15 protein-coding genes are annotated in these 20,854 nt (G+C 67.2%); 1 reads left to right on the plus strand and 14 read right to left on the minus strand.

The annotated features are described in order from the left end of the window. Positions 1–107: 107 nt before the first annotated feature. From rpsG to E0H45_RS05640, 4 genes are all read right to left on the minus strand, one after another. Entirely contained in the window at positions 108–578 is a 471-nt protein-coding gene (gene rpsG, locus E0H45_RS05625; RefSeq protein WP_130384648.1) for a 30S ribosomal protein S7, read from the minus strand. Then, entirely contained in the window at positions 578–952 is a 375-nt protein-coding gene (gene rpsL, locus E0H45_RS05630; RefSeq protein ID WP_130384649.1) for a 30S ribosomal protein S12, read from the minus strand. Before rpsL ends, rpsG begins: the two co-directional genes overlap by 1 nt. A gap of 278 nt (positions 953–1,230) precedes the next feature. Continuing rightward, positions 1,231–1,989 carry a maleylpyruvate isomerase N-terminal domain-containing protein gene (locus tag E0H45_RS05635; protein WP_131335184.1) on the minus strand — a complete coding sequence of 253 codons (759 nt, stop codon included), beginning with the start codon at positions 1,987–1,989 and terminating at the stop codon, positions 1,231–1,233. Continuing rightward, positions 1,982–3,268, minus strand: a complete 1,287-nt coding sequence (locus E0H45_RS05640) for a nuclear transport factor 2 family protein (protein WP_131335185.1) — start codon at positions 3,266–3,268, stop codon at positions 1,982–1,984. Before E0H45_RS05640 ends, E0H45_RS05635 begins: the two co-directional genes overlap by 8 nt. Positions 3,269–3,725: 457 nt before the next feature. Between E0H45_RS05640 and E0H45_RS05645 the strand changes: the two genes are divergently transcribed. Then, positions 3,726–4,751: a hypothetical protein gene (locus E0H45_RS05645; RefSeq protein ID WP_131335186.1), complete on the plus strand. Its 1,026-nt coding sequence runs from the start codon at positions 3,726–3,728 to the stop codon at positions 4,749–4,751. Between the two features lie 145 nt (positions 4,752–4,896). Here the strand turns inward: E0H45_RS05645 and E0H45_RS05650 are convergent, their stop codons facing one another. From E0H45_RS05650 to E0H45_RS05695, 10 genes are all read right to left on the minus strand, one after another. Next, positions 4,897–8,757 (minus strand): DNA-directed RNA polymerase subunit beta', encoded by a 3,861-nt coding sequence (locus E0H45_RS05650; RefSeq protein ID WP_131335187.1) that lies wholly within the window; start codon positions 8,755–8,757, stop codon positions 4,897–4,899. A gap of 68 nt (positions 8,758–8,825) precedes the next feature. After that, positions 8,826–12,308 carry a DNA-directed RNA polymerase subunit beta gene (rpoB, locus tag E0H45_RS05655; protein ID WP_131335188.1) on the minus strand — a complete coding sequence of 1,161 codons (3,483 nt, stop codon included), beginning with the start codon at positions 12,306–12,308 and terminating at the stop codon, positions 8,826–8,828. Positions 12,309–12,571: 263 nt separating this feature from the next. After that, entirely contained in the window at positions 12,572–13,285 is a 714-nt protein-coding gene (locus E0H45_RS05660) for a hypothetical protein (protein ID WP_131335189.1), read from the minus strand. Beyond that, complete coding sequence (locus E0H45_RS05665) at positions 13,285–13,776, minus strand: hypothetical protein (protein ID WP_131335190.1); 492 nt, start codon at positions 13,774–13,776, stop codon at positions 13,285–13,287. Before E0H45_RS05665 ends, E0H45_RS05660 begins: the two co-directional genes overlap by 1 nt. Further along, complete coding sequence (locus E0H45_RS05670; protein ID WP_131335191.1) at positions 13,773–15,062, minus strand: MCE family protein; 1,290 nt, start codon at positions 15,060–15,062, stop codon at positions 13,773–13,775. The genes E0H45_RS05665 and E0H45_RS05670 overlap by 4 nt, the downstream gene beginning before the upstream one ends. Beyond that, entirely contained in the window at positions 15,059–16,303 is a 1,245-nt protein-coding gene (locus E0H45_RS05675) for an MCE family protein (protein WP_238154814.1), read from the minus strand. Before E0H45_RS05675 ends, E0H45_RS05670 begins: the two co-directional genes overlap by 4 nt. Next, on the minus strand, positions 16,300–17,487 hold the full coding sequence (locus tag E0H45_RS05680) for an MCE family protein (RefSeq protein ID WP_131335192.1): 1,188 nt from the start codon (positions 17,485–17,487) through the stop codon (positions 16,300–16,302). Before E0H45_RS05680 ends, E0H45_RS05675 begins: the two co-directional genes overlap by 4 nt. Next, positions 17,487–18,500 (minus strand): MCE family protein, encoded by a 1,014-nt coding sequence (locus tag E0H45_RS05685; protein WP_131335193.1) that lies wholly within the window; start codon positions 18,498–18,500, stop codon positions 17,487–17,489. Before E0H45_RS05685 ends, E0H45_RS05680 begins: the two co-directional genes overlap by 1 nt. Then, entirely contained in the window at positions 18,497–19,528 is a 1,032-nt protein-coding gene (locus tag E0H45_RS05690) for an MCE family protein (protein WP_131335194.1), read from the minus strand. The genes E0H45_RS05685 and E0H45_RS05690 overlap by 4 nt, the downstream gene beginning before the upstream one ends. Next, entirely contained in the window at positions 19,525–20,853 is a 1,329-nt protein-coding gene (locus E0H45_RS05695) for an MCE family protein (protein WP_238154815.1), read from the minus strand. Before E0H45_RS05695 ends, E0H45_RS05690 begins: the two co-directional genes overlap by 4 nt. Between the last annotated feature and the right edge of the window lies 1 nt (position 20,854).

Below are 20,854 nucleotides of genomic sequence, written 5' to 3' on the forward strand. Positions count from 1 at the left end.
GACCTTGGCCAGGTCGGTGGTGATTTGTACGGCCACCTCGGTGGTCTACCTCTCGATTCTGTACTGCGTCAAAGGGGTGAGCGCTGGGGTCCGGATCGGACCCCGGATCACCAGCGGTAGTGGGCGAAAGCCTTGTTGGCTTCGGCCATCTTGTGCGTGTCCTCGCGGCGCTTCACCGACGCACCGAGACCGTTGGACGCGTCCAGGATCTCGTTCATCAGGCGCTCGGACATGGTCTTCTCGCGACGCGCACGGGAGTACGACGTCAGCCAGCGCAGGGCGAGCGTGGTCGAGCGACCCGGCTTGACCTCGATCGGCACCTGGTACGTGGCACCACCGACGCGGCGGCTCTTCACCTCGATGCTCGGCTTCACGTTGTCCAGCGCACGCTTCAGCGTGATCACCGGGTCGGTGCCGGTCTTGGTGCGAGTGCCCTCGAGCGCGTTGTACACGATGCTCTGCGCGATCTGCTTCTTGCCGTCGACCAGGATCTTGGAGATCAACTGCGTGACGAGCGGCGAACTGTAGACCGGGTCGATGATGACCGGGCGCTTCGGGGCGGGGCCCTTGCGCGGCATTAGCTCTTCTCCTTCTTCGCGCCGTAGAGGCTGCGAGCCTGCTTCCGGTTCTTCACACCCTGGGTGTCGAGCGAACCGCGGATGATCTTGTACCGGACACCCGGGAGGTCCTTCACACGACCGCCACGCACGAGCACGATCGAGTGCTCCTGCAGGTTGTGGCCGACGCCGGGAATGTAGGCGGTGACCTCGATACCGCTGGTCAGGCGGACACGCGCAACCTTACGAAGCGCGGAGTTCGGCTTCTTCGGCGTGGTCGTGTAGACGCGCGTGCACACACCACGACGCTGAGGGGAACCCTTCAGGGCGGGCGTCTTGTTCTTGGACACCTTGTCCTGGCGGCCCTTGCGGACCAGCTGGTTAATGGTGGGCACCGCGTGGGTCTCTTTCTGTCGTCCGGCTGGGTTTGTAGCTTTTGCCTGACCCCCGCGGTCGGGTGTGTCGCGTGCGCACGAGCAGACCGAAGCCGTAATCTTCCAGACTGTCGGCAGGAGTCCCGTGCCACGCGGCCCGATCCGTTGGACGAGGGGCACGCATGACGGCCCAGGAAAGACCCCGGGCACGATCGTTAAGACTAGCGGGTGCCTCAAGCACGGTCAAAATGAGTAACTGACCGCAGTAGAGAGGCTTCCGCGCTTTTAGTCTACAGGGTCTACGCCGTGGCCCTTCCGGCCAGGAACTCCGCTGCGATCGCGGCGTCTCCCTCGACCGTCAGAGCCGTTCCCGGCAAGCGCTTCCACAGGCATAGGTCGAGCTCGGAGGCGGTGCCCGACAGGACCGCTTCTCCGGCCGCCTTGCCGCGCTCGACGTGCGGTGGATCGCCTTGTGACACAGGCGTCAGCGTCCATTCGTGCCCGGTGTCGGTGGCCCGTACGCCGACCTGCCGGGTCACCGCCGGCGCGAACCCGCGGGCCAGCAGCCGGGGCAGGAACACCTCGAACACCTCGTCCACGCCGTCGGCCGCGACCGCCGCAGGTACGACGGCCAGACCACTGTCGACCTGCTCCCCCGCCGCAACCCCGGCCTGGATCAGGTCCACCAGATGGATCACCGTCTCATGCAGGCGCCGCCGGGCCCAGAATCCCGCCCGCTGCTCCACCGGAGCGAAGTTCCAGCACGGTTCGTCCGGGTCGACCGCACGGATCGCGGCCACCAACGCGGCGGCCGTACCGGTGTACCAATCCGGCCAGGAGATCGTCGTCCGCAGCACCTCCGGCACCTTCTGGGCGGTGCCGGAGAGCAGGATCGACGCGGCCCAGCGCTGACCTGACCCCACGTGCAGGGCCAGGTCGGCGACAGTCCAGCCCGGACAGGCCGGCACGTCCGCACCGGGATCGACCCATCCGAGGGCGGCCGCGAAGTCCTCGGCCGCCCGCTCGAACTCGGTGAGATGGTCGATCGGGTCAGGCACGGAACTCGACGTCGGTGATCAGGCCGTCGGCGACCCGGTAGAGGGCGAGCTGCGGGGTGGATTCGCCGTCGTCGTACGCGACCACATGCTCCACCACCCACTCCCCCACCATCAGCCGCTGGACGACCTCGGTCTTGCAGCGGCCGGCGGCGAAGCGCGGGCGGTAGAACTCGCGCAGGAACCGGCGGCCCTTCAGCTCGGAGCCGTCCGCGAGCAGGATCCGGGCGGTCGGCGAGTACATGGCCAGGAAGGCCTCGAGGTCGTGTGCGTCGTACGCCGCGTGCTCACGGCCGATCACCCGCGCGGCCGGGGTGTCGGCAGTGACGGCCGCGACCGTCGCGGCTCCCAGGCCCACCAGCGGGGGCTGTGCCGCGACAGGAGCGGCTGGGGCGGGGGTGCTGGGTGCGGGGGTGACGGGCGGCTGAGTAGCGGGTTCAGCCGGAGTCAGGGGTTCCTGCACCGCGACGGCTGCTTTGGCTGCAGGCGTCGTACGGCGGGTCGTGGTGGTCTTCTTCTTGGCCGGGGGTGGGACGAGGAGCTTGCCGTCGGCGCCAGGCTCTTCGCCGAGGTGGGCGATCGCCCAGTCGAGAGCCTTGGTCACGGCGGCGCGTGATTCTTCGGTGTGGTCGAGCATGTCGAACCCGTGGTGCCCTTTCGGTACGTCGATGATGTCCAGCGCGGCGCCGCCCGCGGAGACGAACTCCGCTACCGGACCGGCGAGCTCCTCACGCTCGAGTCCAGCTCTGGTCAGCAGCACCGGCAGGTCCTTGTGTTTGCCGATCACTTCGGCGGCGGTTACCAAATCGTCGACACCGGGCGGGGTGGCGAGCAGGGGGTAGGTCAGGGCGACGAAGCGCAGCCAGTCGGGGCGGCTGTCCAGCCACTCCCCGGCCAGCAGGCCGGCGCCGGAGAAGAACCACAGTCCGACCCGATCGGGGTCGACCCGTGGGTCGGAACGCAGTACGCCGACCGCTGCCTCCACCTCGTCCGCGGCCACGACCAGTCGGTCGAGGCCGTGGATCAGGCTGTGGTCGACGACCGCGGCCACCAGGCCCCGCCTGGCGGCAGCCGTCGCGTAGCCCTTGTAGACCGGCCAGTCCCGAGGCATCACCTCGAGGCCGGCGGGTCCAGGTCCCCCGTGCACAAAGAGAATTGCTCCGCCTCGGGCGGTACCGGGCGGGCGGTACAGGTCGATCTCCCCCAGGCGATCGACGCGTACGTCAGAACCTTCCAGAACCCCCAAGACGAAAGGCCGCAGGTAGGCCGGCAGATCCGTCATGCACCAATCTTGGCGCATGACGGGCACCTTTACAGCCGCCACCCCGAGTGTCTTTTCCGGCACCCGTCGTACTGGCGCGTAAATACGCCGAGGGCGGCACCTCCCAGCAGGGAAGTGCCGCCCCACCCCGCCCAAACCTCACGCGCCGCACGATCACCCCCGTCCCCTCCCTCTCCATCGGCCCGGCAAGAGTCCCCATCCACTCCCGGAGGGAGAACTCCCCAAACCGGTTCGGGGACGAGACCAATCCAGACTGGGGAGGATCATCCACCCGGATCGAGCTGCTCGCCTCCCCGAACCGGTTTGGGCGACGGAGGGCGCCACGAGAGCTCGGCGTCGAAGCGGTGGTGGCTCGCATCGGGTTTGCACAGGAGGCAAATGGTCGGGCGGGACAGGTGGTCGGCGGTGCATCTTCTCTGGCAGAGGATCCGCGGGCGATCCGTCGAGAGGAGTTGCCATGCGAAACGTCGAAGCGGTGCGGGACGCTGACCCACCTGACGAGACGGACCAGAGACTGACCCGATCGTTCAGGGAGCTGCGTCACCGGCAGTCGGGCGCCTTCAGCAGACATCAGGCGGTCGCGCACGGGATCACGGACAAGGTCCTTTCGCGGCGGCGTCGTGCGCGGCAGATCCAGCAGATCCACGGCGGTGTGTACGTCGACTTCACCGGGCCGCTGCCGTGGGAGACCCGGGTCTGGGCCGCTTGGCTCGCCTACGGCCCGGATGCCGCCCTCACTGGAGCCACGGCGCTGCGCTGGTACGGCGTCGAGGGAGTTCCAGGAGACGATCGCATTCACCTCGCGGTACCGCATTCGCGCAGGGTCGACCAGCGGGCTGGGGTTCTCGTCAGCCGCCATCGCGGTTTCGCAGCGCAACTACACGGCTCCCGGACACCCCCGATCGTGCGGCTCGAAGTCGCGGCTCTGATGAGAGCGAGTGCAGACCCGAACGCGCCCCGGCAGGCCGCTCTGCTACTCGATGTCTGCCGCCAGCGCGCTACTACTCCCCAGCGTCTGCTCGCCGAACTCGACTCGCTCACCAGACTGCCCGCTCGCCAGGTGCTCCGCCGGATCGTGCTGGACGCTGCGGACGGTGTGCAGTCGTTCCTGGAGCAGGTCTACTTGCGCCGAGTCGAGCGGGCGCATGCCCTGCCGAGCGCTGAGCGGCAGGCCCGGGTCGAGTCGACAGACGGGTCTGGCCGAAGCGTCCGATATCGCGACGTCCTGTACTCGCCCTACGGACTCGTCATCGAGCTCGACGGGCACGCCGGTCATTCGGACTCCGAGTCGCGGTGGCGCGACATGCACCGGGACAATTCCACGGCGATGAGCGGCAACCTGACCCTGCGATTCGGCTACCAACTGATCGGCCAGCCATGCCTGGCAGCCGCACAGGTGGCTACTGCCCTCCGCCTTCGAGGCTGGACCGGCACCGCTCGCGCCTGCTCGGCCGGTTGTTCCGTCGCTCGCAGCGCCGCCTAGCCAGTTTGGGGAGATTGTTCTCCCCAAATCGGGCGGCGGCCGTCCCCAAACCGGTTTGGGGCGGCCACTGCTCAGGGGTTCGGATACAGCGCGAGGGCGGCGCCTCCCGGTTCGGGAAGCGCCGCCCTCGGCGGAGTGACTGCGCTCAGTTCTTGTACGAACCGAGGTCGAAGTCGTCGAGCGGGACCGACTGACCGCTGGACGGGCCGAAGTCGTAGTCGTACGACTCGTAGCCGACCATCGAGTACATCGCGGCCTTCGCCTCCTCGGTGGGCTCCACCCGGATGTTGCGGTACCGGTCCATACCCGTACCGGCCGGGATCAGCTTGCCGATGATGACGTTCTCCTTCAGACCGACCAGCGAGTCGGACTTGCCGTGGATCGCGGCCTCGGTGAGGACGCGGGTCGTCTCCTGGAAGGAGGCGGCCGACAGCCACGACTCGGTCGCCAGCGAGGCCTTGGTGATACCCATCAGCACCGGACGGCCCGAGGCCGGCGTACCGCCCTCGGCCACGACGCGACGGTTCTCCGCCTCGAACATGATCCGGTCCGCCAGCTCGCCCGGCAGCAGGTTCGCCTCGCCGGACTCGATCACCGTGACCCGGCGCAGCATCTGCCGGACGATGATCTCGATGTGCTTGTCGTGGATGGCCACACCCTGCGACCGGTACACCTCCTGGACCTCGTCCACCAGGTGCTCCTGCGCCTTGCGGACACCCAGGATCCGCAGAACCTCCTGCGGGTCCGGCGTACCCTGCGTCAGCTGCTGACCGACCTCGACGTGCTGACCGTCCTCGATCAGCAGGCGGCCACGCTTCGACACCGGGTAGGCGACCTCCTCGGAACCGTCGTCCGGGGTGAGCACCAGCTTCCGGGTCTTGTCGGTGTCCTCGATCGCGATCCGGCCCGCGGCCTCCGAGATCGGCGCCTTGCCCTTGGGCTGACGCGCCTCGAACAGCTCGACCACACGCGGCAGACCGTGGGTGATGTCATCACCTGCGACACCACCGGTGTGGAAGGTCCGCATCGTCAGCTGCGTACCCGGCTCACCGATGGACTGGGCCGCGATGATGCCGACCGCCTCGCCGATGTCGACCGGCTTGCCGGTCGCCAGCGAACGGCCGTAGCACTTCGCGCAGGTACCGGTCTTGGCGTCACAGGTGAGCACCGACCGGACCTTGACCTCCTCGAGCCCGGCCGCGACCAGCTTCGCGATCGACACGTCGCCCAGGTCGGCGCCGCCGGCGAGCACGACGTTGCCGTCGGCGTCCAGGGCGTCGGTGGCCAGGGTCCGCGCGTACGCGCTGGTCTCCACGTTCTCGGCGTGCACGACCTTGCCGGACGGGTCCTTCTCGCCGATCTGCTTCGGCAGGCCCCGCTCGGTGCCGCAGTCCTCCTCGCGGATGATGACGTCCTGCGACACGTCCACCAGACGACGGGTCAGGTACCCCGAGTCGGCGGTCCGCAGCGCGGTGTCGGCCAGACCCTTCCGGGCGCCGTGGGTGGCGATGAAGTACTCGACCACCGACAGGCCCTCACGGAAGTTGGACTTGATCGGCCGGGCGATGATCTCGCCCTTCGGGTTGGCCACCAGGCCACGCATACCGGAGATCTGCCGGATCTGCATCATGTTGCCTCGGGCGCCCGAGTGCACCATCATCCAGATCGGGTTGTCCTTGGCGAAGTTCTCCTCCATCGCCTTACCGACCTCGGCGTTGGCGCCGGTCCAGATCTCGATCAGCTCCTGGCGCCGCTCGGACGAGGTGATCAGACCCCGCTCGAACTGCTTCTGGACCTTCTCGGCCTGGGACTCGTACCGCGCCATGATCTCCGGCTTGGACGGCGGCGTGCTGAAGTCGTCGATCGACACCGTCACGCCGGAACGCGTGGACCAGTAGTAACCGAGGTCCTTCAACGCGTCCAGGGCGTGCGCGACCTCGACCTTGGTGTACCGCTCGGCCAGGTCGTTGACGATCCCGCCGAGCTGCTTCTTGCCCACCTCGGTGTCGACGAACGGGTAGTCCGCCGGCAGCGCCTCGTTGAACAGCGCCCGCCCCAGCGTGGTCTCCAGCGCGAAGCCGCCGTTGTCCAGCTCGAGCGCGCCCTGCGGAGCCGCCGAACCGCTCAGCCGGATGGTGATCTTGGCCTGCAGTGCCAGCTCGCTGCGGTCGAAGGCCATCATCGCCTCGGCCACCGAGCTGAACGCCCGGCCCTCGCCCTTGGCGCCTTCCTTCAGCATGGTCAGGAAGTAGATGCCGATGATCATGTCCTGGGTCGGCATCGTGACGGGACGACCGTCGGCCGGCTTCAGGATGTTGTTCGTCGACAGCATCAGGATCCGGGCCTCGGCCTGCGCCTCGGCCGACAGCGGCAGGTGCACCGCCATCTGGTCACCGTCGAAGTCCGCGTTGAACGCGGAGCAGACGAGCGGGTGGATCTGGATCGCCTTGCCCTCGATCAGCTGCGGCTCGAACGCCTGGATGCCCAGCCGGTGCAGGGTTGGTGCACGGTTGAGCAGGACCGGGTGCTCGGTGATGACCTCTTCCAGCACGTCCCAGACCTGGGCGCGCTGACGCTCGACCATCCGCTTGGCGGACTTGATGTTCTGCGCGTGGTTGAGGTCGACCAGCCGCTTCATCACGAACGGCTTGAACAGCTCCAGCGCCATCGCCTTCGGCAGACCGCACTGGTGCAGCTTCAGCTGCGGGCCGACGACGATGACCGAACGGCCGGAGTAGTCGACGCGCTTGCCGAGCAGGTTCTGACGGAACCGGCCCTGCTTGCCCTTGAGCATGTCGGACAGCGACTTCAGCGGCCGGTTGCCCGGGCCGGTGACCGGACGGCCACGGCGGCCGTTGTCGAACAGCGCGTCGACGGCCTCCTGCAGCATCCGCTTCTCGTTGTTGACGATGATCTCCGGCGCGCCCAGGTCGAGCAGTCGCTTGAGCCGGTTGTTCCGGTTGATCACCCGGCGGTACAGGTCGTTCAGGTCGGAGGTGGCGAACCGGCCACCGTCGAGCTGGACCATCGGCCGCAGGTCCGGCGGGATCACCGGAACGCAGTCGAGCACCATGCCCATCGGGCTGTTGTTGGTGGCCAGGAACGCGGTGACGACCTTCAGCCGCTTCAGGGCGCGGGTCTTGCGCTGGCCCTTACCGGTCTTGATCGTCTCGCGCAGGTTGTCCGCCTCGGCCTTCAGGTCGAAGGTCTCCAGCCGGCGCTGGATCGCGGCGGCACCCATGGCGCCCTCGAAGTACTTGCCGAACCGCTCCTTCATGGCGCGGTAGAGGATCTCGTCGCCCTCGAGGTCCTGGACCTTCAGGTTCTTGAACCGGGTCCAGACCTCGTCGAGGCGGTCGATCTCACGCTGCGAGCGGTCGCGCAGCTGCTTGACCTCACGCTCGGCGCCTTCCTTGACCTTGCGGCGTACGTCGGCCTTGGCGCCCTCGGCCTCGAGCTGCGCCAGGTCCTCCTCGAGCTTCTTCATCCGCGTCTCGATGTCGTTGTCACGACGGTTCTCGAGCTGCTTGCGCTCCACGTCCACGCGGCCCTCGAGCGAGGACAGGTCGCGGTGCCGCGACTCCTCGTCGACGTCGGTGATCATGTACGCCGCGAAGTAGATGACCTTCTCCAGGTCCTTCGGGGCGAGGTCGAGCAGGTAGCCGAGCCGCGACGGGACACCCTTGAAGTACCAGATGTGGGTGACCGGCGCGGCCAGCTCGATGTGGCCCATCCGCTCGCGGCGCACCTTGGAGCGGGTGACCTCGACGCCACACCGCTCGCAGATGATGCCCTTGAAGCGAACGCGCTTGTACTTGCCGCAGTAGCACTCCCAGTCCCGGGTGGGACCGAAGATCTTCTCGCAGAACAGGCCGTCACGCTCGGGCTTGAGCGTCCGGTAGTTGATCGTCTCGGGCTTCTTGACCTCGCCGTGCGACCACTGGCGGATTTCATCCGCGGTCGCCAGGCCGATCCGAAGCTCGTCGAAGAAGTTCACGTCGAGCACGATGTGTTATCTCCCGTTGCTAAAAATGGTCTGAGTGAGTTGGTTGTTGATCTCAAGCGGCAACCCGCTCAGACCTCCTCGACGCTGTTCGGCTCGCGCCGGGACAGGTCGATGCCCAGTTCCTCCGCTGCACGGAAGACGTCCTCCTCGCTGTCGCGCATCTCGACCCGGCTTCCGTCGGACGAGAGCACTTCCACGTTCAGACACAGGGACTGCATTTCCTTGACCAGAACCTTGAAGGACTCCGGGATACCCGGCTCCGGAATGTTCTCGCCCTTGACGATCGCTTCGTACACCTTGACGCGGCCGACCACGTCGTCCGACTTGATGGTGAGCAGTTCCTGCAGCGCGAAGGCGGCACCGTAGGCCTCCAGGGCCCACACCTCCATCTCGCCGAACCGCTGGCCACCGAACTGGGCCTTACCACCCAGCGGCTGCTGCGTGATCATCGAGTACGGACCGGTCGAACGAGCGTGGATCTTGTCGTCGACCAGGTGGTGCAGCTTCAGGATGTACATGTAGCCGACACCGATCGGGTCCGGGAACGGCTCACCCGAACGACCGTCGAACAGCTTCGCCTTGCCCTGCCCGTTGACCATCCGGACGCCGTCCCGGTTCGGCAGCGTGGAGCTGAGCAGGCCGGTGACCTCCTCCTCCGTGGCGCCGTCGAACACCGGAGTGGCGACGTTCGTCATCGGCTCGGCCGCACCGGCGCCGATCTTGATCAGCCGCTGCGCCCACTCCTCCTCGTTCTCCGGGTCGACCTCCCAGCCGCGGCTGGCGATCCAGCCGAGGTGGGTCTCCAGGACCTGGCCGACGTTCATCCGGCCGGGCACGCCCAGCGGGTTCAGGATGACGTCGACGTGGGTGCCGTCCTCGAGGAACGGCATGTCCTCGACCGGAAGGATCTTCGAGATGACGCCCTTGTTACCGTGCCGGCCGGCCAGCTTGTCGCCGACCGAGATCTTCCGCTTCTGGGCGACGTACACCCGGACCAGCTGGTTGACGCCCGGCGGCAGTTCGTCGCCGTTGTCCCGGTCGAAGACCCGGACGCCGATGACGGTGCCCTCCTCGCCGTGCGGGACCTTCAGCGACGTGTCGCGGACCTCGCGCGCCTTCTCACCGAAGATCGCGCGCAGCAGCCGCTCCTCCGGAGTCAGCTCGGTCTCGCCCTTCGGCGTGACCTTGCCGACCAGGATGTCACCGGTGGTGACCTCGGCGCCGATCCGGATGATGCCGCGCTCGTCCAGGTCGGACAGCATCTCGTCGGAGACGTTCGGGATGTCCCGGGTGATCTCCTCCGGCCCCAGCTTGGTGTCGCGGGCGTCGACCTCGTGCTCCTCGATGTGGATCGAGGTCAGCAGGTCCTGCTGTACGACGCGCTGGCTGAGGATGATCGCGTCCTCGTAGTTGTAGCCCTCCCACGTCATGAACGCGACCAGCATGTTGCGGCCGAGGGCCATCTCGCCCTCGTCGGTGCACGGACCGTCGGCCAGCGGCGTACCGATCTCGACCCGCTGACCGGCGTCCACCAGCGGGCGCTGGTTGATGCAGGTGCCCTGGTTCGACCGGCGGAACTTCGCCATCCGGTAGGTCTGGTAGGTGCCGTCGTCGGCCGCGATCTCGATCAGGTCGGCCGAGACCTCCTTGACCACACCGGGCTTGTCGGAGACAACCACGTCTCCGGCGTCGACCGCACCGCGGAACTCCATGCCGGTACCGACCAGCGGGGCGTCCGAGGTGATCAGCGGCACCGCCTGGCGCTGCATGTTCGATCCCATCAGCGCGCGGTTGGCGTCGTCGTGCTCGAGGAACGGGATCAGCGCGGTCGCCACCGACACCATCTGGCGCGGCGAGACGTCCATGTAGTCCACGTCGTCGACCGGCACGAGCTCGACCTCGCCGTGACGGCGACGGACCAGCACGCGCTCCTCGGCGAACCGGTTGTCGTCGTTCAGCGCGGCGTTGGCCTGAGCGATGACGAAGCGGTCCTCCTCGTCGGCGGTCAGGTAGTCCACCTGGTCGGTGACCTGGCCGTCGACAACCTTGCGGTACGGCGTCTCGACGAAGCCGAACGCGTTCACCCGGCCGTACGACGCGAGCGAGCCGATCAGACCGATGTTCGGGCCTTCCGGCGTCTCGATCGGGCACATCCGGCCGTAGTGCGACGGGTGCACGTCACGGACCTCGAAGCCGGCCCGCTCACGGCTCAGACCACCCGGGCCGAGCGCGTTCAGCCGGCGCTTGTGGGTCAGGCCCGCGACCGGGTTGGTCTGGTCCATGAACTGCGACAGCTGCGACGTACCGAAGAACTCCTTCAGCGCCGCCACCACCGGACGGATGTTGATCAGGGTCTGCGGCGTGATCGCCTCGACGTCCTGGGTCGTCATCCGCTCCCGGACCACGCGCTCCATCCGGGCCAGGCCGGTGCGCAGCTGGTTCTGGATCAGTTCACCGACGGTCCGCAGCCGACGGTTGCCGAAGTGGTCGATGTCGTCTTCCTCGACGACGATCTCGCCCTTCGGGGCCGGCAGCTCGGTCTTGCCTTCGTGCAGCGCGACCAGGTACTTGATCGTGGCGACGATGTCGTCGACGGTCAGCACCGCCATGTCGTGCGCCTCGTCACGGCCGAGCTTCTTGTTGATCTTGTAGCGACCGACCTTGGCCAGGTCGTAGCGCTTGCCGTTGAAGTAGTAGTTCTCCAGCAGCGCCTGCGCGGCCTCGCGGGTCGGCGGCTCACCCGGACGCAGCTTGCGGTAGATGTCGAGCAGCGCGTCGTCCTGCCCGGAGGTGTGGTCCTTCTCCAGGGTCAGCCGGATCGACTCGTAGTCGCCGAACTCTTCCAGGATCTGCGCGTCGGTCCAGCCGAGCGCCTTGAGCAGGACGGTGACGTTCTGCTTGCGCTTGCGGTCCAGGCGGACGCCGACCATGTCGCGCTTGTCCACCTCGAACTCCAGCCACGCGCCGCGCGACGGGATGATCTTGGCGGTGAAGATGTCCTTGTCGGACGTCTTGTCCGGGGTGCGCTCGAAGTACACACCGGGCGAGCGGACGAGCTGGGACACGACGACCCGCTCGGTGCCGTTGATGACGAAGGTGCCCTTGCGCGTCATCAGCGGGAAGTCGCCCATGAAGACGGTCTGGCTCTTGATCTCACCGGTTTCGTTGTTCATGAACTCGGCGGTGACGAACAGCGGCGCGGAGTAGGTGACATCCCGCTCCTTGCATTCGTCCACCGTGTTCTTCGGAGGCTCGAAGCGGTGGTCGCGGAACGACAGCGACATGGTGCCGCTGAAGTCCTCGATCGGGGAGATCTCCTCGAAAATCTCTTCTAGGCCGCTGGGGCCGGACAGGTCCGACCGCCCCTCGGCCTCGGCGGCGGCCACACGGGCCTGCCACGTTTCGTTACCGACCAGCCAGTCGAAACTGTCCACCTGAAGCGCAAGCAGATCCGGAACCTGGAGAGGCTCGGAGATCTTTGCGAAGGAGATGCGGCGGGGGCCGGTGACGTTGGAAATGCTGTCGGACTGGGGGTTGCGCGAGGCGACCAAGGGGCGTCCTTCCACGGGCTCGCAAAATCACATCGGTGCTGGGAGCGCACGCCAAGCCGCCCCAGTCAAGTTGAGAACTCGAGCGAGGGCGAGAGAAAAGGCAGCGCAAAGCAATAGGCTACATGATCCAGGCAAGCCTGTCCAATGGGGTCCAATAGTCTGCCGTCGGACCACCATCTCCGTCAAGGACCGACCCGGAGTCTCCAGTGGGCAGATCGCCCACGAGACACCCAGCGCCCCTCTGGTGCGGAGTTACCTAGAGATTACAGTCCGGCGATCTCCTGGACCAGCCATCGGTCGCCGTTTCGGACCATCGTGAACCGGGTCCGGTTCAGGTCCACCCGGGGACTACCCTTCGTGATCGTGCTGGTCGTCGTCTGGTTGACGAAGATGATCAGCGTGACCCGGTCGGCGTCGCCGTCGCGGACCCCGACCTCGCGGACGTCGGCCTTCACCGTGGCCTTGGTCTTGGTGGCCAGTTCGCCGGCCACCTTCGCGGTCTCGTCGAACTTCGCGGCGAACTCCGGAGTCATCGTCGCCCGCGCGGCGGCGAAGCTTTTGTCCAGGTCGCGGTAGTCGTAGCTGAGCGCCGTCTCGGCCGCCTTCCGGCCCGCGGCGGAGGCCTGGTTGCGGGCGTCCTCGGCCTGCTTGCCGTGCCACGCCTTGATCCCGAGCACCGCTGCGACCGTCAGAGTGAGTACGACGACGACGCCGAGCGCGGCCGTCAACGCGGTCCCCAGACCCCGTTTCTGCTCACTCTCCGTAGAGATTTCGGCGGCCGGCGACTTCTCGAGAACGCCGTCATTGGCGTCGTCTGTGGCCGGGGTCACATCCTGCGGACGAGGCTCCTCGACCGATTCCTCGACCAGTTCGTCCTCGACGACGACCGGCGCGCCCGGGGCCGGCGCGTCCGGCTGGTCCGGTTTCGCCGTACGGCGCTGGCCGGCGATCCGTGGGCGGCTGCGGCGGTCCGACATCAGCCCACCACCTGCAGGTCGGCGGTCAGCCAGCGGTCCTTCTCGCGGACCATGTCCAGCTTGATCCGGTACCGGCGCTGAACGCCGTCGGCCGAGGCCGTGTTCGTCACCACCGCGTTCACGATCACCAGCACCTGAGCCGAGTCCTTGTCGTTGGAGACGACGGCGGCTTCCTTGACGTCGCCCTTGGAGGTCGCCTTGTTCGTCACCACGTCGGTCTTCACCGCGGCGATCCCGGACTGGAACTCCTGCTTGAACTGCCCCGTGGAGTCGTCCAGGACCCGCTTCGAGTCCGCGTCCCAGGTCTGGTAGTCGTACGTCGTGAAGTCCAGCGCCAACTGCCGCGCCGCCTTCATCGCGCCGTCGCGTTGCGAGTCGTCGGCCCGCTGCTTGCTCAGGGCGACCACCGACAGCGTGAGGCCGGCGATCGCCACCACGAGCAGCACGCTGAGAGCCCAGGCCAGCACCAGCCGGCCGTTCCGTGCGATCACTTGCCGGTCACCGGTCCAAGGATGAGTGCCTTCCAGGAGTCGCTGCCGAGCAGCTCCTGCTGTCCGCCGGTCGAGCCGAGGATCATGCCCGGCATCCCGTCGGTCCCGCCGGCGGCGCCGGTCGCCGGGTCGTACCCGAGCCCGTAGCCGGACCTGTTCAGGTCCTCGCTCGACGACGGCGACGGCTTGTTCTGCGAGCCGCGCACGTTGATCCCGCTCGACGGATCCGCCGTACAACCGGCCTTGGTGTTCGCCGGGGTGGGTTTGACGTCCTGCGGGACCCGCTTGTTCGTCCCGCCGTACCCTGGCCGGCAGGCCGGCGGCTGGAGCCCGACGACCAGGCCGAAGTGCGCGTCGTAGTGCCCCTCGGCGTTCTTGGCGGGCACGACGTACCCGCCCATCGACACCGCCGGGTACACCACGAACAGCTGCTCGACGGCGTCCAGCCGGACCGCGGTCAGTTCGCTCACCGTCAGCAGGTTACCGAGCAGCACCGCGACCGACGCGCTGTTGTCCTGGATCAGGCCGGTGATCTGGGTGGAGGCGAGCGAACCCTGGTCGATCACCTTGCGCAGGTTGCTGTCCGAGCTGACCAGCGTGTCGGACAGCAGCGCCAGGTTCTTCGCCCAGGTCTTGATCGCGTCGCCGCTGGCCACCTGGGTCGCGAGGACGGTGTCGCCGTCGTTGATCAGCTTGATCGTCTGCAGCACGTTCGCGTCCGCGTCGTCGATCAGCTTGCCGGAGCTGTCGATGATCTTCTGCAGGTCGGTGCCCTTGCCCTTCAGCGCCGCCCCGAGCTCGCGCACCGTGGTCCGCAGGCTCTCCTTGTCGACCGAGTTCACCAGCTGGTCCAGGTTCAGCAGCAGCTCTGTGGTGTCGATCGGGATCGCGGTGTCCTTGCGCTCGATCTTCGAGTTGTCCTGCAGGTACGGCGCTCCGTCGCGGCGCGGCTGCAGGTCGACGTACTGCTCGCCGATCGCGGACCGGTTCGCGACCACCGCGAGCAGGTCGTTCGGGATCTTGGTCTTCTTGTCGATGTCGAGGTTCACCTGGACACCGTCGGAGAGCAGCTTGAGCTCCCCGACCCGGCCGACCGGCTGGCCGCGGTAGGTCACCTCGGCGCCGCTGAAGATGCCGCCGGACTCGGCGAAGCTGGCGCTCACCGTGTAGTCATCGTCGACGATCAGCTTGTCGATCTGGGCGTAGCGGGCGCCGACGAAGGCGACGCCGACGACGGTGATCAGCAGGAACACCATCAGCTGGATCCGGACCGCTTTGGTGATCATCCGACCACCCCCGGCATCAATGCCTTGGCCAGGTCGGGATCGAACCCGGACCGGTTCAGCTTCGGTGAGCAGACCGGCAGGCCGAGCACCGTGATGCAGGTCGTCGCGGTCCCGGTCGGAACCGGCAGCGACGGCAACACGCTGCCCTGCCCCGGACTGGTCGGCAGGTGCACCGGGAGGCTGATCCGGCCGGTCGGCAGCGCGGTCGGGCCGACCGTCGGCAGCTGGATCCCGAGCAGGCTGTCGAGTGCCTTCTTGGTGTTCACGTCCACCGTGATCCCGAGGTTGGTGTAGTCGCCCTTCGCGGCCTTGGCGGCGTTGTCGGGGAACGGATAGGTGAACAGCAGCTCCAGCGACTTCGGCAGGTTCTCCCCCGCCTCGGCCAGCTTGGTGAGGATCGGGTACAGCGACTGCAGGTTGGCGACCAGGTCCTTCTGCGCGGACGTGATCACCCGGGTCGCGGTGTTGCCCAGCGTGGCCAGCGCCTGCAGCGTCTTGACCAGCGCGGCGCGCTGCTTGTCCAGGGTCGCGATCGACGTCGGTAGCGAGTCGATCGCGGTCGCCAGCGTCGCCTTCTGCGCGTTCAGCTTCTTGGCGAGCGCGTCCACCGACTTGATCGCGGTGACGATCCGCGCCTTGTTCTGGTCCAGGGTGCCGACGAACGTGTTCAGCTGGGTCAGCACGCTGCGGATGGCCGGCTCGTTGCCGGTGAGCGCCTTGTTCAGCTCTTGCGTGATGATCTGCAACTGCGCGACGCCGCCGCCGTTCAGCAGCAGCGAGAGCGCGGACAGCACTTCCTCGACCTCGACGTTGCTGGTGGTCCTGGACAGCGGGATCAGCTCGCCGTTGTCGAGCTTGCCGCGCGCCTTCTCGGACCCGGCGGGCCGGGCCAGCGACACGAACTTCTCGCCCAGCAGGCTGGTCTGGCGGATCGTGGCGTGCGTGTTGTCCGGCAACTCGAGGCTCTTCGGCAGCTTGATCCGCACCTTGGCGACGTACCCGTCCAGCCAGACCTTCTCGACCGTACCGACGGTGACGTCGTCGACCTTCACCGACGACTTCGGCACCAGGTCCAGGACGTCCGCGAACTCGACGGTGACCGTGTACGACGGCCCCTTGATCTTCGCGCCGCCCGGCAGCGGGAGCGAGTAGACGGAGAAGTCACAGCCGCTCAGCAGCATCGCGAGCGCGGCGACTCCGGCGACGATCGACGTACGGCGTTGGATTCTGGGGAGCTTCACTTGACCAACCCCCCGAGCGTTGGGTCCACGGGGTCGGGGCTGTTCAGCGGGGCCTTCGGTGTCGGCGCCCACGGCGTACCGGCAGGGCCGCCGCTGACGGGCCCGGTGCCGGTCAGCGATTCGATCAGCGGCAGCTTGGCCAGCGCGTCCAGGACCGGCTTCAGCGTGGAGCACATCGACATCGGCTGGTTCGCCTGCAGCAGCAGCGAGCAGACGAACGTCGCCGGGTCGTCGAGCTGTCCCGGGTTGATGCGCTGGTCCAGCGTGCCGAACTGCGGGTTGTAGATCCGGGCAAGGTTGCCGAGACCGAGCGGTGCGGTGTCGAGCACCTCGGCCAGCGCGGCCTTCTCGTTCACCAGGATCTGCGACAGCTTGGTGGCGCCGGTGACGGTGTTCTTCACCAGCGTCCGGTTCTCCTTGACGAACGTCGCGACCTCGCCGAGCGCGGTGGCGAGCAGCGACAGCGCCGTACCCAGGTCCTTGCGCTCGCCCGCCAGGGTGGTCGAGGTGGCGGCGAAGTTCGTGTTGAACTGCCGGACCAGCTGGTCGTTCGCGGCGAGCGCGGACACGAATGTCTGCAGCTGCCGGATCGTGTTGAACAGTGCCGACGAGTTGCCCGACAGCGTGCTGGTCAGCTTCGAGACGTCGGTGATGGTCTGGTTCAGCTTGGCGCCCTGGCCGTTCAGGTTCTTCGCCGAGACGTCGAGCAGCCGGGCCAGCGCGCCCTGGTCGTTGGCGCCCTTCGGCCCGAGCGCCACGGACAGGTCGTTGAGGCTCTGGTAGATCTGGTCGAGCTCCAGCGGTACGGCGGTCCGATCGAGCGGGATCTGCGCGCCGTCGGCCATCACGGCGCCCTTGGAGTACGCCGGCGAGAGCTGCACGTACCGGTCCGCGACGATCGACGGCGAGGCGATCACCGCCTTCGCCTCGGCCGGCACCTTGTGCTTGGCCTCCCACCAGAACTTCACCCGCACGCTGCGGCCGGCCGGCGTGACGCTCTCCACCTCGCCGACCTTGATGCCGAGGATCCGGACGTCCGATCCCGGGTACACCGAGACCGCACGCGGGAAGTACGCCGTCGCCGTCACCCGCTCGGGCTTCGGCCACAGGGACACGGCGCCGACCACGATGATCACCAGGACCACTGCCATCGCGATCAGCCGCGAAATCGCATTGACCCGCATCAGCCGCCACCTCCCAGGATCGGGGGGATCCCGGTGGGCAGCACCTTGGGCAGCGGGATCTCGGGCACCGGCGCCAGGTTCTGCAGGTACGTGTCGAACCACGGCCCGGTGCCGAGCGTGTTCGTGAAGACCCGGACGAACGGCGCCAGACCCTTGATGCTCGCGTCCAGGGAGGTCTGGTTCTGCAGCAGGACCGCGAGCACCGCGTTCACCTTCTGCAGGGTCGGCCCGAGGTCCTTGCGGTTCTCCCGGACCAGTGCGGTGATCTGCGCGGACAGCTTCTGCGTCGACACCAGCAGCTGGTGGATCAATGCCCGCCGGGCCTGCACGGCCTGGAAGACCTTGTTGCCGTCCTTCATCAGCTTGATCAGCTGCTGGTTGCGGTCGGCAAGCACCTTGGTGACCACGTTCGAGTGCTGCAGCAGCAGCTTGAGCTGCTCGTCGCGCTTGGCAACGTTCCGGGACAGCCTGGACAGGCCGGTCAGCGACGCCTGCACCTCTTCGGGCGTGTTCTTGAACGTCGCCGACAACGTGTCCAGGGCCTTCGCCAGCTGGGCGGTGTTGATCCGCTCGGTGGTGTTGGCCAGGTCGGTGAAGGCGTCCACGACGTCGTACGCCGAGATCGTCCGGGCCAGCGGGATCTCGGAGCCCGGCTTGAGCTCGCCGGGACCGGCCGGGTTGAGCTTCAGGTACTTCTGGCCGAGCAGGGTCTTGATCTTCATCTCGGCGCCGGTCTGGTCGCCGAGCTTCACGCCCTTGTCGACCACGAAGTCGACCCGGACGTGGGTCCCCTCGAGCTCGACGTCGCGAACCTTGCCGACGCGCACGCCGGCCACCCGGATCTCGTCGTTCGGCTTCAGGCCGCCGGCCTCGGAGAACTGCGCGGAGTACTTCGTCCCGCCGCCGATCAGCGGCAGGTCCTGCGCCTTGAACGCGGCCAGCATGATCAGCCCGATGACCGTCAGGCCGACCACACCGATCGTGACCTGGTTCTGTTCGCGGAAAGGCTTCACTTCTTACACCTCGCCGAGTTCAGGTCGTAGGCGACCGGGATGCGGGTGCCGGTGGGTAGTGTGACGTTGCCGTCGAAGTTGCACAGGTAGAAGTTGAACCAGGAGCCGTACGACGCGGTGCGGGTCATCGTGTTGAGCTTCTCCGGCATGAACTGCAGGGTCTTCACCCAGATCGACTGGGTGTCGTCCAGCGTGGTGGCGACCGCGCGCAGCTTGTCCAGGTCGGCCTTGATCGGCACCCGGGTCTGCTGCAGCAGGCCGGCGGTCTTGGTGTTCAGCGAGTTGATCGAGGTCAGCGAGCTGAGGATCGGGTTGATGTCCTGGCTCAGGCCGGTGATGAACTGCTGCAGGTTGACCAGCAGCTGGGAGAAGTTCGCCTGCCGCTGGGAGACGATCTGCAGCGTCGAGGTCAGGTTCGTGATCAGGTCGCCGATCACCTGGTCGGCGTCGGCGAGCGTGGTGGTCAGCGACGCCGTCTTGGCCAGCAGCGACTCGATCGTGCCGCCCTCACCCTGCAGCACCTTGATCACCTCGAACGCGAACTGGTTCACGTCCGCCGGGGTGAGCGCGGTGAACAGCGGCTTGAAACCGTTGAACAGCACCGACAGGTCGAGGGCCGGCGTCGTGCGTTCCTTCGGGATGACGCCGTTCTTCTTCAGCCGGTCGCCGCCGCCGATGCCGTCGGTGAGCGCGACGTACCGGTTGCCGACCAGGTTGCGGTAGCGCAGCGTCGCATGCGTCGAGGTGTCGATCACCTGGTCGGAGTCGACGCTGATCGTCACCATCGCCAGCGTGTTCTCGTACAGGGCGATCTTGTCGACCTGCCCGACCTTCACACCGGCGATCCGGACGTCGTCGCCCTGGTTCAGCCCGACCGCGTCGGTGAACACGGCTTTGTACTTCGTCGTCGGGTTGAAGCTGATGTTCCCGATCGTCACCGCCAGCAGCGCGGTCGCGACGGTCGTGATCACCACGAAGATCCCGAGCCGGACGGTGTCGAACGTGGTCTTCCTGTCGAAGAAGCTCATTTGAGGTTCACCTGCCCGCCGCGGAGGAGAGGCCCGACCATCAGCGTCGTCAGATCCGGTACGTCGTTCGCCGCGACACCCATCTCCGGGCCGACGACCGAGTCGATCACCTTCTGCTCGGCCGGCGATCCGACGCCCTGGGTGTCCATCGCGAACCCGGGCATCGCCCGGTTCAGCTTGACGTCGAGCGGGAAGCGCTGGTTCTTGTTGTGGTCGCCGATCACGCCGTCGTCACCGGTGATGTACGGCGCCGGGTTCTCCTGGGTGTACGGGCCTGGCTTCGAACCCGGGTGGCTGTAGTTCTTGCCGACACAGGTCGGCCCACGGTGGTCCTTGTACACCGGCAGCTCGTTCGGCTCGTACGGCGTCGGCTGGTTGGTGATCAGCTCGAGGTTGATGTTCAGCCGCCCGTCGCGGAACGTGTCGTTCAGGATCGGGGCGGTGTCGGTCATCACCTGGAGGAAGCACGGCACCTCCGGCGAGTACCGCTCCAGCAGGTCGAGGACGGGACGCGTGACCTGGCCGAGCCGGATCACCCGGTCCTCGTTGGCCTTCAGGAACGTGTCCCCGGTCGTGGACAGCGTCTGCACGTCGACGAAGAACTGCTGGAGCTGCTTCTGCTTCTCGACGACCGTGTTGCCGGTGATCGTCAGGTTCCGCAGCGCGCGGACCAGGTCCGGCGTCGCATCGCCGTAGATGTCCGAGACCTGGGTCAGCTTGGCGAGCGCGTCCATCAGCTTCGGGACGTGCGGGTTCAGCTTCTTCAGGTACCCGTCGAGCTGGGTGAGGGTGCCGGCGATCTCGGCGCCGCGGCCCTCGAGCGCGGTCGCGAGGGTGTTCAGCGTGGCGTTCAGGTCGGCCGGGTCGACGGCCTGAAGCAACGGCAGCGCGTCGTTCAGCACCTTCTCGATCTCGATGCCGACCGCGGTCTTGTCCCGGCTGATCACATCGCCGGCCTTGATGTGCGGGCCCTCGGCACCGGTCGGTGGCACCAGCGCGACGTACTTCTCGCCGAACAGCGTCTTCGGCAGGATCCGGGCACTGACCGCGGCGGAGATCTCAGCCACCTGGTCCGGCTTGAGGGCCAGGTTGACGGTCGCCTCGTCGCCGTCGGTGGAGACCCCGCGGACCTCGCCGACGATGATGCCGCGGAGCTTCACGTCCGCGTGCTCGTTGAGCTGCAGGCCGATGTGGCTGGTCTTGAGCTCGACGTTCACGGTCTTGGTGAAGACCTTGGCGTAGAACGCGTACGTCAGCCAGAGCAGGAACACCAGTACGCCGATGAACGCGACGCCCAGCACCTTGTGCGAGATGAGTCTGGTCACG

Origin of the sequence: Kribbella soli, from assembly GCF_004331345.1 — a bacterium.
Classification (GTDB): domain Bacteria; phylum Actinomycetota; class Actinomycetes; order Propionibacteriales; family Kribbellaceae; genus Kribbella; species Kribbella soli.

Bases quoted from the DNA above. Each gene is read 5' to 3' on its own strand.
- rpsG (WP_130384648.1), bottom strand. From the start codon at position 578: ATGCCGCGCAAGGGCCCCGCCCCGAAGCGCCCGGTCATCATCGACCCG.
- E0H45_RS05640 (WP_131335185.1), bottom strand. From the start codon at position 3,268: ATGACGGATCTGCCGGCCTACCTGCGGCCTTTCGTCTTGGGGGTTCTG.
- E0H45_RS05645 (WP_131335186.1), top strand. From the start codon at position 3,726: ATGCGAAACGTCGAAGCGGTGCGGGACGCTGACCCACCTGACGAGACG.
- E0H45_RS05660 (WP_131335189.1), bottom strand. From the start codon at position 13,285: ATGTCGGACCGCCGCAGCCGCCCACGGATCGCCGGCCAGCGCCGTACG.
- E0H45_RS05670 (WP_131335191.1), bottom strand. From the start codon at position 15,062: ATGATCACCAAAGCGGTCCGGATCCAGCTGATGGTGTTCCTGCTGATC.
- E0H45_RS05680 (WP_131335192.1), bottom strand. From the start codon at position 17,487: ATGCGGGTCAATGCGATTTCGCGGCTGATCGCGATGGCAGTGGTCCTG.
- E0H45_RS05690 (WP_131335194.1), bottom strand. From the start codon at position 19,528: ATGAGCTTCTTCGACAGGAAGACCACGTTCGACACCGTCCGGCTCGGG.